Here is a 13,895-nt window from a genome sequence, read left to right as displayed (position 1 = left end):
TGCGTTCATCAGGGGGTGTAATATTGGGCATCATTGTAAAATTTATAATTACCAATATAAAAGAGAAAAAATTCAGAACTTTCCTTATAGTATTTTCAATAACTATTTCCACTGCTTTATTCCTTTCATCAAGAGCATTGATGGATACAATGCTGAATGAATCCATAAACAGCATGAAAAGCTATTATGGAGATTGTGATATAATTATCAGTGCTGATGAGGATTCGCCTTCATGGCTGCTTTATACTAAAGGGACAGAAGAGTATAAGGACGAGTTTGAACATATTGTTGGTACCCTTGGGACAAATGCGGTATTTAAGTCTAAAGAGGATGAGTTTGTCAGGTTTGACTTAAGAGGAATAAATTTGGAGGATCAGGATAAACTCAATCCGATTACATATGTCCAAACACGCAACCTTTATCCGTTCAGCGGAAAAAAGATTATAGTAAATTCAGATACAGCGCAAAGGTTTAACTTAAATTTAGGAGACAGTATTGAGCTTGAGATAGACGGAATTAAGCGGAATTTTATTATATCCGGTATTGCGGAAAATGAAGGTTTTTTTCAGCAGAGGGAAATAATTAGCGCCATTGTTCCAAAAAGTACGTTAGCCTCCTTTTTTAACGCAGACCTGAGAGTTTCTGCCATTTATTTAAAACTTAAGGATATATCAAAAAAGAATGCCTTGATAAAAGAATTGTCAAAGGCATATAAGCAATATTATGTAAGTGAACCCTTTACCGAGCAAGAGATAAAACAGGCTTTAGATGCAATAAGTACACCTTTTACACTGATAGTTGTAATAATAATGTGTACCACCATGTTTATTATATATTCATCCTTTAAAGTTATTACCTTAGAGCGGCTGCAGGTAATAGGAACTTTTAGAAGTATTGGGGCTACAAGAAAAGCCACCGATTTTATTCTTATTGCCGAAAGCTTAGTGTACGGAACAATAGGTGGAATAACCGGCATAATACTGGGGATAGGCGTTTTATACCTGATGAAGTTAATATTATTGCCCAATTCTACTGTTGTTTTACCGTTTACCCTGCAGCATATTATAAGTGCATTTATTTTTGCAATCTTAATTACTTTACTAAGTACACTTTTGCCTATAATCAGAGTTTCAAAAATACCTTTGAGGGCTATTGTTTTAAATGATATTGAGAAAAAACCCAGATCGAGGAAGTGGTATTTATTTATAGCTATTCCTATGTTGATTCTTACCGTTGTTGGGCCGCGTATTACTCCGAAAAATTTGGCTCTTATTACTAACATAATTCTTGCAATTATTCTCGTTTTGGCAGTGGTGTTGATTATTCCTTATGTAGTTTCATTGTTTGTTAAAATTTTTGAAAGACTGTTTGTTGTCCTTTTCGGAAATATAGGTATACTGGCAGCTAAAAACTTAAAAGACAACAAAAGTGTTTTAAACAATATTTCATTGCTGGCAATAGGTCTTTCAAGTTTACTTACCATGAATACGGTAAGTCATGATGTTGTGCGAGAGATAGTCGACCACTATAAGACAAGGCTTTACGATATTATGTTGGAAGATAATAGAGCGGATAAAAATTTTGAACAATTGCTTCGCCGAGTTGACGGTGTTAAAGATGTGTACAGTATATATGAGACTTATAGTGTTGATGTTGAAGGATTAAATTATAAAATCAGAGCCGTTCAGGGAGTTGATAAAAACAAGTACCTTGATTATTGGGATATGGATATTGAAGGGGATAGGCAAAAACAAATCGACAGGCTTGATGAGGGAAGAAATATACTGATTACAAATTTGCTAAAAGATGCTTTGGGGGTAAAAAAGGGTGATGAAATAACTTTAAAACTGGGAAATGTAAGCAGAACATTTAAAATCATCGGGTTCTATAACACAAGGATATTTAGCGGAAATTGTGCATTGGTATCCGAAAGATATCTTAAATCAGACCTTCAGGCAAGGTATTACAGCAGAATATATATTAAAACCTATAAAGATCCTGTTGAGGTTGAAAAAACTTTAAGGGAAAAATTAATAAGTCGTAAAACCACAATCAGCAGAATTGAAGCTCTGAAAGAATCCGAAATATCCGGTAATCGGAGATTATTTTCCATTTTGGACATGTTCTCAATATTTACATTATTTATTGGTGTACTGGGTATATTTAACAATCTTATTGTGAGCTTTTTGGAGAGAAAGAGATCTTTTGCTATGTTTCGCTCTATTGGCATGAGCAAGTCACAGATATTGAAGATGTTGTTTTTAGAATCTCTATGCGGCGGAATTATTGGAGGAATTATGGGTGTTGCTACGGGAATTATAATGGTAACCGATATGCCCTATGTAATGAAATCCATTAATCAGCCGATAGAAATAAAAATTAACGGATATTATTTATTCATTTATTTTATTGTAGGTATAATAATTACTGTTTTGGCGTCTGTTGCACCAGCGATGAAGACATCAAAACTGAATATCATTGAGGCTATAAAATATGAGTAATCCTTTATAAATTTTGGTACGGGGGGGATAATCGATTTTGAATGCAGTAGTTGAGATAACAAATCTTTATAAAACATATAAACTTGGAACTGTAGATGTTGAAGTGCTGAAAGGCATTAATCTATCCATTCAGAGTGGTGAATTTGTCTCCATTATGGGGCCGTCCGGTTCGGGTAAAAGTACGCTTTTATATTTAATTGGAGGATTGGATAAGCCCACTTCCGGCAGTGTAAAAATTAAAGGAAAAGAATTGGCTGTCATGAAAGACAAAGAAGAAAGTATTATGAGAAGAAGAGAAATTGGATTTGTATTCCAGTTTTATAATCTTATACCGAATTTAAATGTAGAGGAAAATATTATGCTTCCTGTTCTTTTAGACGGTAAAAGAATTAAAGATTACAGAAAAAAATTGGATGGGCTTCTTGAGATTGTCGGCCTGTCCGATAGACGCCACCATACGCCCAGAGAATTATCCGGTGGACAGCAGCAAAGGGTAGCTATTGCCAGAGCGTTAATAAACGAGCCGGATGTTATTTTGGCCGATGAACCTATCGGTAACCTGGACAGTAAATCGGGAACGGAAATCATGCTGCTTTTAAAGAGGATAAACGAGGAAAAGGGAAAGACAATAATACAAGTTACTCATTCTAAGGAAGCAGCAGAATACGGCAACAGAATAATACATGTAAGAGATGGGAGAGTTGAGGAAATATGAGAAAGATAATGGGATTGATATTGATTGCATCATTGCTTTTCATATCCGGTTGCAGTGAAAAAAAGGAAAACTCCACTGTATCATCCGGGGATGTTGTTGAAAGACCTGTAACAGTAGATACTTTTGGAATTGTAAAAGCTAAGGATGTAAAGGATATTTATCTGGATTTTCCCGCTTTTGTTGAAGATATACCGGTTAAAGACGGACAGAAGGTCAATAAAGGTGATGTGCTTTTGGTAATGAATTACGACGAATTTAAAAGTCAAATGAATTCAACTGAAGCAGAAATAAATTCATTAAAACTTGAGATTGAGAACAATCAATTGGAGATGAAAAACAGTCAACTGATATTGGAAAAATTAAAAAAGGATTTAAAGGAATTGCAGGACTACTTAAAAAATAACAATCATCCGGATTTGAAACTATTGATGAGTGATTTGGAAAATGCCAGGAAAGCATATGACGATTCTTTAAAAGATCTGAAGACTCAGCAGGAACTTTTTAAAGCGGGAACAGTGTCAAAAGAGCAGTTGGAGATGTACGAGAGAAATGCTGAGAAGAGCAGAAAGTCTGTAAATGATATAGAGACAGCGCTTGAGAAGACTAAATATAATCTTCAGAAGGAAATTGAGAATTTGGAACTCACAATTAATCAAAATTCCGTAAAAATGGATGGTTACGAGAATGCAAAAGCCACTTGCCAAGATAAGATTAAAAGCCTTGAGAGTAAAATTGAGTTAATGAAGAGAAAGATCGACAAAAGCTACATAAAGGACAATACGATAATATCCGATATCGAGAAGGCTATAGTTTATGATATAAATTATGTTAAGGGCGAAAATATAAATACGACAAAAAAGGTGTTAAGTATAGTTGATTTGGACTCAGTAATAGTAGAAGCCGATGTTCCTGAGGAGTTTATAAAAGATGTAAAAATTGACTCAAAAGTTAAAATAGTTCCTCAGGCAGATAAGTCTAAAGAATATAGCGGTAAAGTTACATATATTTCAAATATAGCTAAAGAAAAAAATGGAGAGACTACAATCCTTGTAGAAATCAACATTGATGACAATGATGGTTTTTTAAAACCTAATTTTAATGTGAATTTGGAGATAAGTATAGACTAAGTCGAATTTAAATAAACAGTTGAATTTTTACAGTAACTTTAGGATGAAAAATTATTAATAAGGGATTATTATTGATAAAAATATTTTATAACGATACTATCGGCAAATTCAAATTGATTGGTTTTAGGATGAACTATTGCTGCGAAAGTTAAAAAGAAAGATATAAAGAGAGCCATAGGAGGAAATATAGGTGAGTAAACCAATTATTGGAATACCCATGGGAGATCCTGCAGGGATAGGCCCTGAAATTGTAGTTAAAGCCTTAAAGGAAAAAAAGATATATGAGGTATGCAATCCTGTGGTTATAGGAAGTAAAGATTCAATTTTAAAAGCTTTGTCCGTGTGCGGATTGAAAACGGAACTAACTATATTGAGTGATATATTTGATGGAAATCCAAGTCCGGATACCTTATATCTGATAGATGATGAAACAGTGAATACCGGTGAGATTGAATACGGTAAAGTTCAAGCTTTGGCCGGAAAAGCGGCATACAGTTATATAAAAAAATCAATTGATTTGGCTTTGGTGGGGAAAATTAATGCTGTTGCTACTACTCCCATTAACAAGGAGTCGCTGAAAGCTGCAGGAGTTGATTATGTCGGGCATACAGAGATTTTCGCAGGTCTTACAGGGACCTATGACCCCCTGACCATGTTTGAGGTGGGGAATTTAAGGGTTTTCTTTTTGAGCCGGCATGTATCACTGCGAAAAGCTTGTGATATGGTTACAAAAGAAAGAGTTTTAGACTATATCATAAGGTCGTCAAAAGCATTGAGAATGTTAGGTTTAACCGATGGTACCGTTGCGGTGGCAGGCCTTAATCCCCATTGCGGTGAAAATGGCCTGTTCGGAGACGAAGAAAGAGAAATTGAGAAAGCAGTTGAGGAAGCAACTAAAATGGGCTATAAGGTTGAAGGACCCATTGGTGCTGATTCTGTATTTTATCTGGCCTATAAAGGAAAGTATGATGCCGTATTGTCCCTTTATCATGACCAGGGACATATTGCCACCAAAACTCTGGATTTTGAAAGGACAATATCTATAACTATAGGACTTCCTTTTTTAAGAACATCGGTTGACCACGGAACGGCCTTTGATATTGCCGGAACAGGAAGAGCAAGTCATATAAGCATGTTAGAGGCAATTCTGACTGCCGCAAAATATTCCAATAACTATAAAAACAGATAAAGACACTTTGAAGCTAATAATCCCATCTCAAGATTAGGCATTTTTATAATTATTGGGATGGGCCTAATATGGCTTCTTTGACTTTTCATACTATTGATAAATTAATTAAATATGTTAAAATTAATAAGAAATTTGTTTGAATAATTATAGATTCCGGGGTGTTCCGATGTACTTAAAAAGGCTTGAGATGCAGGGATTTAAGTCGTTTGCCGACAGAATAACTATAGAGTTCAATTCGGGAATTACAGCCGTTGTAGGTCCAAACGGAAGCGGTAAGAGTAATATATCCGATGCCATCCGATGGGTTTTAGGCGAGCAGAGTGCTAAAACTTTAAGAGGAGGCAAGATGGAGGATGTTATCTTTGCCGGTACCGAACACAGGAAACAGCTGGGGTTTGCGGAAGTATCCCTTACAATTGACAACGAAGATCACGCTTTACCTATTGATTATAGTGAAGTTACTATAACCAGAAGAGTATACCGTTCCGGAGAAAGTGAATATTTCATTAATAAAAGCCCCTGCCGCTTAAAAGATGTCAATGAGCTTTTATTGGATACGGGTATAGGTAAGGACGGATACTCTATCATAGGACAGGGAAGAGTTGACGAAATATTAAGTTCAAAATCGGAAGAGAGAAGAGCTCTTTTTGAAGAAGCTTCAGGAATTATGAAGTATAAGGTTAGAAAGATAGAAGCTGAAAAAAAACTTGAACTTACAAAGCAAAATCTTCTAAGAATCAATGATATTATTAATGAGTTGGAAACACAGCTAGAACCGCTAAAACAGCAATCGGATGTTGCCAAAAGATATCTTAATCTTAGGGATACCTTGAAAGAGTTGGAGATAAATGTTTATATAGAAAATATTTCTAAGTACAAGGAAAAAATAAAGGAATTTGAGGAAAGTTACATTTCTATCAAAGAAGATATTGAAAATGAGAATAAAAAGCTTGAAGATATTACTTTGCTTAATCAAAAGAAACTTTCATTGCTGAAAGAGCTGGAGATAAAGCTTGATAACTCAAAACAGGAGTTTTACAATATTGAAAACAGTCTGGAGAAGTGCAATTCGGAAATCAAGCTTAATGACGAGAGAAAGAACAATCTTTCCTCTAATATTTCAAGGCTTGATGGCGAAATAGAAGAGATAGAAAAGAAGCTTTCTGATATTTCGGAGGAAGAAACTGCTAAGAACGAAAAAATAAAGTATTTGAATGAAAGGCTTGCCGAATACAACGGTAAGTTAGAGGAAGCCGAAAAAAAGCTTCAGGATTTATTATCTACATTAAACGAACATGAACGGCACATTGAAAATTTGAAGTCCGACATAATGGATAAATTGGATTTACAGTCGGATAAAAAGACCCAGATTAACAATGTTAAAAACCATATTGAGGTTATAAATAAGAGAAAACTGAGTATTGATGAAGAAGTTAGGCAACTGGCTTTGGAAAAAGACAGAGAGACGATGAAAAAAGAAGACCTTTGTGACAGCATTTCAAAGACTAAAAATTTGATCAAAGGTATAAAAGATAAATTGGAAACTTTAAACAGGAAAAAGGCGGAGTTGGCACAAGCCCTTGAGGCAGAGAGGAAGAAGCAGAATGCTGTAAAATCGGACATACAGTTTAAGACCTCAAGACAAAAAATGCTTAAAGATATGGAAAGAAACCTTGAGGGATATAGTAAGAGCGTTAAACTGCTTTTACAGGCATGCCAGAATTCACCGCAATTGGGGAAAGGCATTCATGGGGCTTTGGCACAGCTGATCAAGGTTGAAAGCAAATATGAGACTGCAATAGAAATGACTCTTGGAGGGGCACTGCAAAACATTGTTACTTCAACGGAGGAAGATGCCAAAAGGGCAATTGAATATTTGAAAAACAACCGACTGGGAAGAGCAACTTTCCTGCCTATTTCTTCAGTGAACGGAAAGACATTTGATGACAATATTTTAAGAGATATAAGGAATCAGGAAGGTTTTATCGGTGTTGCTTCCGACTTGATTTCCTATAATCCCGAATATAAAGGTATAATACTGAGTTTTTTAGGTAAAGTTGTTATTGTTGACAATCTCGATTCGGGTATTAAAATGGCTCGCAAGTTCGGGTACAGCTTTAGAATCGTTACCCTTGAAGGGGATATCCTAAGTACTACCGGATCTATGTCAGGAGGTAGCAAAGAGCATAGAGAATCGGGGATATTAAGCAGAAACAGGGAAGTACAAGAACTGGAAGAAGCCTTGGTGCGGCTTAAAGCTGAAGAAACAGCTTTGGAAGAGAGCATAAATGAACTGAACCGGGAACTCGGAACAGTTATAAACGATATTTCAATAGAAGAAGACAGTTTAAAAAACAATGAACTTATTGTAATCAGGGATGAAAGTCATTTGGCTCAGATTGAGGATAATATCAAGAGGATTATTGCTAGAATAGAGATGCTCAGGCAGGAGAAGGAACAGCTGTCAAGACAGGTACAAAATACCGAGCAGGAGCTTTCGAAATATTTGGAAGAGTTGAATCAGATTGAGAATGAAATTGCAGAAGCTAAGAGGATTGTGGCCGAATATCAGGAAAAACATAAAGAAGGCCAGTCTGCACGTGATGCTTTGCATAGAGATATTACCGATTACAAGATTTCGGTCAATTCAATATTGGACAGTATTGCCGGAGTCAATGAAGCAATTGAAAGGATTGCTTCTGAGCGGGAAAGTCTTACAAAAAGCATTGAAAGAAAACGATTGGAAAAGAATAAAAATTTCGAAGAGGTCAAATCGTTAAATGAAAAAAATGAAGGCTTGAAGCTTTTGATAAAAGGTTATGAAGAAGAAAAACTGGGTAAGACTCTTGAAATAGATAGGATAGTTGAAGAGAGGAAAGAACTCGAAAAAGAAACGCAAGATATATTGAATAAAATAGCTGAAATTAACAAAAATATACTTTTGCTTCAGGAAGAACACAACCGCATAGAAGTAAAAAAAGCAAAGATAGAGTCAGAGATGGAAGCAATTCAAAACAGGATGTGGGATGAGTACGAACTCACCTATACAAATGCTTTAGTCTTTAAAAAGGATATTGGAAGCATTGCTCAGGCTCAAAAACAGATTAACGAGATAAGGAACGAAATAAAGGAGTTAGGACCTGTAAACGTAGCAGCAATTGATGACTATATAAAGACAAAAGAGCGGTTTGAGTTTATGACAGCTCAGAGAAACGATATGGAACAGGCTGAGGAAAAGCTCCGAAAGGTTATAGACGAAATGACATCAATTATGAAACGCCAATTTTTAGAACAGTTTAAACTTATAAATGACAATTTCAATATGGTATTTCGAGAGCTTTTTGACGGAGGTCATGCCGAACTGATTCTTTTGGACAAGGAAAATGTATTAGAGAGTGGAATTGAAATTGAAGTACAGCCTCCGGGCAAAAAGCTTCAGAATCTCATGCTGCTTTCTGGAGGAGAAAAGGCATTTACCGCTATTGCTCTTTTATTTGCTATATTAAGACTTAACCCGACTCCTTTCTGTGTGCTTGATGAGATTGAAGCAGCATTGGATGATGCCAATGTTAACAAGTTTGCACAGTATCTGAAAAAGCATTCGCACTTGACGCAATTTGCGGTTATTACCCATAGAAAGGGTACAATGGAAGTGTGTGATACGCTTTATGGGGTTACCATGCAGGAACATGGTGTTTCAAAGGTAGTGTCATTGAAATTGGGCGAAAAGGTTAGCTAGAAAGTTAAAGAAAAATTGCCTTTGGCACTGGCTTATTAATGGAATTTGCCGTTGAAAAAGATAAATGAGAAATTTTATATAAAATCATTTTAGTTGAAATTTTGAATGGAGGATATAAATTATGGGTTTTTTTGATAAGCTGAAAGAGGGACTTAAGAAAACTAAAAATGCGATAACCGAGAGAATAGACCAGGTTTTGGTTTCCTTCGGGAAAATTGACGAAGAGTTGTTTGACGAACTGGAAGAAATTCTTATCACCTCGGATGTAGGTACTGAAGCAACTCTTAGGATTATTGAAGATCTTAAGAAAAAGGTGAAAGAGAACAAGATTACCGATCCTTTAAAAGTCAAGGAATTACTTAAGGATGAATTAAAGGAACTGCTTTCAATAGGCAGTACCGAATTAAATGTGGAAGCTTCACCCAGCGTTATTGTTGTAGTGGGGGTCAATGGTGTCGGAAAGACTACTTCCATTGGAAAAATTGCGAACCAGCTTAAGCAAAAGGGTAAAAAAGTTGTAATGGCTGCAGCCGATACTTTTAGAGCAGCCGCTATAGATCAATTGGAAATATGGGCTAATAGAGTTGGGGTAGAGCTGATAAAGCATTCTGAAGGCTCAGACCCTGCTGCCGTTGTATTTGATGCTATACAGGCAGTAAAAGCAAGAAAAAGCGATGTATTGATATGTGACACAGCGGGAAGACTTCATAATAAAAAGAATTTAATGGATGAATTGAAAAAGATATTCCGTATAATTGACAGAGAGTTGCCGGAAGCATCGAAAGAAGTGCTTTTGGTCTTAGATGCAACTACAGGGCAAAACGCCATTGTTCAGGCTAAAACTTTTAAAGAAGTATCTCCGGTGTCGGGTATTGTTCTGACAAAACTGGACGGTACAGCTAAAGGCGGTATTGTAATTGCCATTTCTTCAGAGCTTAATATCCCTGTTAAGCTGATTGGAGTCGGGGAAAAGATTGATGACTTGCAGAGATTTAACGCCGATGAGTTTGTTGAAGCGTTATTTTCATAGGGAGAATATATGAACAAAGAAGTAGAACACTATGCAAAAATTATTTGGGACTATCATCATATGAATCATGAGTTGGCTTATGCTGACTGTATATTGGTTTTGGGAAGCCATGACACTCGTGTTGCCAAAAGAGGAGCTGAGCTTTGTCTTATGGGTTTGGCTCCTTTTATGGTTATATCCGGGGGATTTGGGAAAATTACCAAAAAACTCTGGAACAAGACAGAAGCTGAGAAGTTTGCAGAGATTGTATTAAGTATGGGTGTACCCGAGGATAAGGTGCTACTGGAAACAAAGGCTTCAAATACCGGTGAAAATGTAATTTTTTCAAGGGATTTGATAAATAATAGGGGATTAGAAGTCAATTCTATTATTGCAGTTCATAAACCTTATATGGAAAGAAGAAGTTATGCCACCATCAAAAAACTATGGGATGTAAAAAAGATAATGGTAACTTCTCCTCAAATTGGTTTTGAAGAGTATTTGAATACCTATTGTGACGGTGAGATTACCCGTGAGGAAGTAATAAGTATAATGGTCGGAGATTTACAGCGCATAAAAATATACGCAGAAAAAGGATTTCAGGTATATCAGGATATTCCGCAGGACGTGTGGAGGGCTTTTGATAAACTGGTCGAATTTGGATTTACCTCTCATTTAATAAAATAACGGGATGACTTTTCAGATTCCTATAAAAGTCATAAAATTATATATTCACTTTTGACTGAATGTTAAAATTTTATGACTTATTTTCATTAGCAGTTTCAAAGAGAACGAAAAAAAGGTATAATATCATTTGAATACATAATGTGCAAATCTGGTTTGGTTAAAGTCCCGGAAAAAATTAATTTTGGCATTGAAATTATTGTAATATAGGGAGACTTGACTCATTTGTGATAATTTCTGTATTGAGGAAGGAAAAGGGAGTTTTTTTCTAATTTGAAGAGGGTGCTTAAGGCTGGTTGCTCCGCTGTGCAAAGACTTCAAGCCTATATTTGTAAAATGCATCCTTCAAAGGGGAATATTCAGCTTTTTCAAACAGAAAAGTAATAGTTAAAAGGAATTTGACTAAGAGTTTTTTTAGATAAAAAATTTAAAGATGAAAATTTACATATAAAAGCGCAGGGGGTGAGACTGCCGGCATGAGTATCAGCAATGAAAAGGATTTGGTAGAAAGGGCAAAATCGGGAGATCTGGAAGCTTTTGAACAACTTATAATTGGCTGTCAGAAAAAAGTATTTAATATAGCCTTCAGAATGGTAGGTAACTATGATGATGCAAATGAATTAGCTCAAGAGGTTTTTATCAAAGCTTTCAGGTCTATAAAAAATTTCAAGGGCGATTCATCGTTTTCAACATGGATTTACAGAATTACAGCAAACGTCTGTCTCGATGAATTGCGTAAGAGAAAAAATAGAACGATAGTATCTTTGGATCAGGATATTGAATTGAATGATGGGGATGTAAAGCGGCAAATGCCTGATAATGCTCCCACCCCGGATATGGAAGCCGAGAGTAACGAAGTCAAGAGCATTGTTAATGAATCCATTCAGCAATTGCCCGACGATTATAAAAGTATGATTATACTCAGGGATATTCAGGGATTTAGCTATGATGAAATTTCAAAAATTGTTAATTGTCCCGAAGGTACGGTAAAATCAAGGATAAATAGAGCCAGGCAGGCACTAAAAAAAATTCTTCAGGCAAAGAAGGAACTTTTTGATGATGAATTCGTCAAATGATATAGAAAGACCAGCTAATTAAAGTCAAGAGTTTATAATAAAAATTTTGAGAAATTTTTTTAGGCTCCTGACGTTAATGAAACGCATGACAACAAGACCACCTAGGTGAGGTAGACATAAAATAGCTGGTCTAAAATAGCAAGTTGCTCTTTGAAAACTGAACATCAAGTACAGTACTATCAAGCTGCTGTATGCTTTGCTGCAAGCATTTGAGCGTGTTCCTGGGGGCTGCGTAACTGGTAAGGTTTCCTATCCCTTAGGACAGCAAAGATGATACAAACAAGCTTGCGCATAACAGCTCCCAAAGCTACTTTCTTAGGCTTACTCTGGCATTTTTGTTGGTAGAACTCCAGCAGCACAGGGTTGCAAGCTGTCTTATCCCGCTTGGTACGGATATTAGCAAGAGCAATTGTGAAAAGCACCCTGCGAAGCAGCCTTGAACCTCTCTTAGACATCTTGTTCCGTGTGCCGGTAAACTCTCCGGACTGCATGACAGAGGGGTCAACGCCGAAATAAGCAACCAGCTTGCCTGGCTTTTTAAAGGCTGAAAAGTCTCCAATCTCCGCAAGAATAGTAGCAGCAGAGAGAAGGCCTATACCTGGCAGGCTCTGCAAAAGTTCAAGCGTCAATGCCAGCATGGGCATATCCTTCGCCATATCTTCAGCAATCAGTAGACGAATGGACTTAAGGACTTTCTCCAGGCTTTCTTCCAAGGTTTTGATCATGGAGATATATACGCCCAGCATAATAACATTTGAGGCATTATGAATGCTCAGAGGTGCAAAATCTCTGGCCTTGGAGACCAGAAGCTCATACTTGGCAGTTGACCATTTGAGACTTTTGCGGGATTTCTTCTGAATCAGTGAAATCAGCTTGTTCCTGTCAGCCTTAAGAATATGGGCAGGAGTAGGATACTCCTCCAGGACAGCCATAGCAGCCTTTGAAAATATATTGGAGAAGACATCCTTGAAGTTAAGCATGAGTTGGTCAACAATACCGGTAAGCCTGTTTTTGTAGGCGGTAAGCTCATCACTCAGTTTGTAGTACTGGCGACATAGGCTCCTTAGGCACTCAATATCCTCATTGGGGATGTTGGTTGACTTAAGTTCCTGAAATCTATAGAGTAGGGCAATTTTCCGGGCATCCACTTTATCATTTTTCACTTTTCTGATTCCAATATTTTTGATAGAATCAGTTTGGATGGGGTTTGTTACCGAAACCTCAAATCCAGCTTTACAAAGTGAATGGAAAAGGATTTTGTGATAGTGCCCGGTGGATTCCATGACTATGAAAGGCCTTGAAGCAAAATCTTTTTCCGTTTTATTAAGCAATTCAACGGCTCTTTCAACGTCGGTATTGGAATCATGGTGAATCTTCATGCGGGCAACCACTTCATTGGTAGGAGAAAGAATCGCCATTTCACTGAAGAACTTACCCACATCAATTCCTGCAATGGGTCTGAAATTCATTAAAATGCCTCCTTTTTAAGATTAATGGACTTAAAAGCCTCCATTCCTTCCCATGTAAGCAAACAACCTTGCATGTGACACGAGGAACCAGCCAAAGAGCTGGCCTCAACCAGCCAAATCATGTAGACTTACCGGAATGGATAAATACTCTTTCTTACGGGTAATCGGCCCGCTAAGGTCCGTCCCAGGAGGTGAAACACTCACCTTCCAAGTCCGGAAGATATTATACATGATTGTCAAGGTTCAGGCCAACAGTTGCTGGCAAAATGGCTAAGATGTGAAGCCGGATGATGTGCTTGATGTTTAGAAAAGAATGAAGTTTGAAGTGTTATGTTAACAATGAATTTTAATGGGTCGAACAGTGGCTTCGGTCACTGATTTAATAC

At 36.7% G+C, this 13,895-nt stretch carries 9 protein-coding genes; 8 read left to right on the top strand and 1 reads right to left on the bottom strand.

The genetic code is table 11. The features are described 5' to 3' along the window. The first annotated feature begins 23 nt into the window (after positions 1-23). The 8 genes from CLOCL_RS12985 to CLOCL_RS12950 all read left to right on the top strand — a co-directional run bounded on the left by CLOCL_RS12985 (position 24) and on the right by CLOCL_RS12950 (position 12,040). Positions 24-2,501 (top strand): FtsX-like permease family protein, encoded by a 2,478-nt coding sequence (locus tag CLOCL_RS12985; RefSeq protein WP_014255781.1) that lies wholly within the window; start codon positions 24-26, stop codon positions 2,499-2,501. Positions 2,502-2,538: 37 nt separating this feature from the next. After that, positions 2,539-3,216 (top strand): ABC transporter ATP-binding protein, encoded by a 678-nt coding sequence (locus CLOCL_RS12980; protein ID WP_014255780.1) that lies wholly within the window; start codon positions 2,539-2,541, stop codon positions 3,214-3,216. After that, positions 3,213-4,343: an HlyD family secretion protein gene (locus CLOCL_RS12975; protein ID WP_014255779.1), complete on the top strand. Its 1,131-nt coding sequence runs from the start codon at positions 3,213-3,215 to the stop codon at positions 4,341-4,343. The genes CLOCL_RS12980 and CLOCL_RS12975 overlap by 4 nt, the downstream gene beginning before the upstream one ends. A 190-nt stretch (positions 4,344-4,533) precedes the next feature. After that, positions 4,534-5,532: a 4-hydroxythreonine-4-phosphate dehydrogenase PdxA gene (gene pdxA, locus CLOCL_RS12970; RefSeq protein ID WP_014255778.1), complete on the top strand. Its 999-nt coding sequence runs from the start codon at positions 4,534-4,536 to the stop codon at positions 5,530-5,532. 166 nt (positions 5,533-5,698) lie between these two features. After that, a complete protein-coding gene (smc, locus tag CLOCL_RS12965; RefSeq protein ID WP_014255777.1) occupies positions 5,699-9,271 on the top strand; it encodes a chromosome segregation protein SMC in 3,573 nt (1,190 codons plus the stop codon). Positions 9,272-9,392: 121 nt separating this feature from the next. Then, positions 9,393-10,301, top strand: coding sequence for a signal recognition particle-docking protein FtsY (gene ftsY / locus CLOCL_RS12960; RefSeq protein ID WP_014255776.1), 909 nt, complete (start codon positions 9,393-9,395; stop codon positions 10,299-10,301). Between the two features lie 9 nt (positions 10,302-10,310). Continuing rightward, positions 10,311-10,967, top strand: coding sequence for a YdcF family protein (locus tag CLOCL_RS12955; RefSeq protein WP_014255775.1), 657 nt, complete (start codon positions 10,311-10,313; stop codon positions 10,965-10,967). 473 nt (positions 10,968-11,440) lie between these two features. Then, complete coding sequence (locus CLOCL_RS12950; protein WP_014255774.1) at positions 11,441-12,040, top strand: sigma-70 family RNA polymerase sigma factor; 600 nt, start codon at positions 11,441-11,443, stop codon at positions 12,038-12,040. A gap of 179 nt (positions 12,041-12,219) precedes the next feature. Here CLOCL_RS12950 and CLOCL_RS12945 read toward each other — a convergent pair whose 3' ends face one another. Further along, positions 12,220-13,509: an IS110 family RNA-guided transposase gene (locus tag CLOCL_RS12945; RefSeq protein WP_014254024.1), complete on the bottom strand. Its 1,290-nt coding sequence runs from the start codon at positions 13,507-13,509 to the stop codon at positions 12,220-12,222. Positions 13,510-13,895 lie beyond the last annotated feature (386 nt).

Origin of the sequence: Acetivibrio clariflavus DSM 19732 (genome assembly GCF_000237085.1) — a bacterium.
GTDB classification, from domain to species: domain Bacteria; phylum Bacillota; class Clostridia; order Acetivibrionales; family Acetivibrionaceae; genus Acetivibrio; species Acetivibrio clariflavus.
Note: the sequence above shows the minus strand (reverse complement) of the source record. Positions and strands in the feature narration are given on the sequence as shown.

Bases quoted from the DNA above. Each gene is read 5' to 3' on its own strand.
- CLOCL_RS12975 (WP_014255779.1), top strand. From the start codon at position 3,213: ATGAGAAAGATAATGGGATTGATATTGATTGCATCATTGCTTTTCATA.
- smc (WP_014255777.1), top strand. From the start codon at position 5,699: ATGTACTTAAAAAGGCTTGAGATGCAGGGATTTAAGTCGTTTGCCGAC.
- ftsY (WP_014255776.1), top strand. From the start codon at position 9,393: ATGGGTTTTTTTGATAAGCTGAAAGAGGGACTTAAGAAAACTAAAAAT.
- CLOCL_RS12955 (WP_014255775.1), top strand. From the start codon at position 10,311: ATGAACAAAGAAGTAGAACACTATGCAAAAATTATTTGGGACTATCAT.
- CLOCL_RS12950 (WP_014255774.1), top strand. From the start codon at position 11,441: ATGAGTATCAGCAATGAAAAGGATTTGGTAGAAAGGGCAAAATCGGGA.
- CLOCL_RS12945 (WP_014254024.1), bottom strand. From the start codon at position 13,509: ATGAATTTCAGACCCATTGCAGGAATTGATGTGGGTAAGTTCTTCAGT.